This window comes from Protofrankia sp. Cr1 (genome assembly GCF_963555865.1).
Lineage (GTDB): Bacteria > Actinomycetota > Actinomycetes > Frankiales > Frankiaceae > Protofrankia.
In genome coordinates this window covers 1-1,126 of the sequence record NZ_CAUVXO010000682.1, presented here as the reverse complement: position 1 = coordinate 1,126, position 1,126 = coordinate 1, and the positions used below count along the sequence as shown (strand labels likewise).

The window sequence follows — 1,126 nt, the reverse complement described above, 5'->3', positions numbered from 1 at the left end:
ATCGCCGCCATGCTCGCTCGGCATCGGGAGGCACAGCTGACCGCGCCGGCCGGCTGACCGGCGCGCTCCCCGGCGATCGACTGTGTCGATCGCCGGGGAGCCTGCGTCGCAGCTCGCTGGTCGAACGAAAGTTTTCAAACAGACTCGTACCGGTTAGGCGAGCCTGATGATTCCGAATGTCTCCCGGTGTGGGCCGGCGAGCACCGCAAACCGGCCGGTTGGAATGTCCATCGGCGGCATCAGGAGCGACCCACCGAGTGCCTGTGCCTCGGTGACCGCCGCGTCGGTGTCGGTAACCGCGAAATAGGTCAACCAGAACGACGGGACCTCAGCGGGGATGTTCGGTGGCATGGGCATCATCCCGGCGATCGTCTCGCCGTCACGCTTCCACTCGTAGTACTCCATCGGGCCGCCCTGCGCCCCGGAGTCGTCCACCGCCCAACCGAACACCGCCGGGTAGAACGCCTTCGCCGCGGACAGGTCGCGCGTGTCCAACTCGTTCCAGCAGAACGCGCCGGGCTCGTTCGCCAACTCGGCGCCCTTGACCTCCCCAGGCTGCCACACCGACACGGCCGCACCCGCCGGATCGGTGAACACCGCCATGCGGCCCGCCTCCATGACGTCCATCGGCCCGGCGAGCACCCGCCCGCCGGCACCGAGAACCGCCTCCGCCGTCTTGTCCACATCATCAACGCTGATGTAGGTGTTCCAGGTCGGGGGCTGCCCCTCGCCGAACAGCGGGCCCAGACCTGCGACCAGCTTGCCGCGGAGCGTGAACATCGTGTAACCGCCCGCCCCCGGGTCCGGTACCTCCTGCGCCTCCCAGCCGAGCAGGCCGCTGTAGAAGGACCTGGACGCCTCGAGGTCGGGGCTACCGAGATCCACCCAACACGGAGTCCCCGCCGGATAGGACATGAACTCGGCCATGACAACCACCTCCTGTAGACACGTCAGACGCTGTAGCGCCTCGCATGGATCGGACGGTAGCGGTCGCCTCCGACAGTTTCCGCGGCGGGCTCGATGAAACGTCGCCGAACATTTTGGCGGTTGACGCGGGAAAGGGACGGGCCGTGTGCTCCACCCCACAGACACGGATCCAGTGGCGGTCGGGTTGATATTCGCATCC

General features: G+C 67.3%; 1 protein-coding gene. It reads right to left on the bottom strand.

What is annotated here, in order from left to right:
* Positions 1-153 precede the first annotated feature (153 nt).
* Positions 154-927, bottom strand: coding sequence for a VOC family protein (locus U9980_RS27925; RefSeq protein ID WP_322770660.1), 774 nt, complete (start codon positions 925-927; stop codon positions 154-156).
* Positions 928-1,126 lie beyond the last annotated feature (199 nt).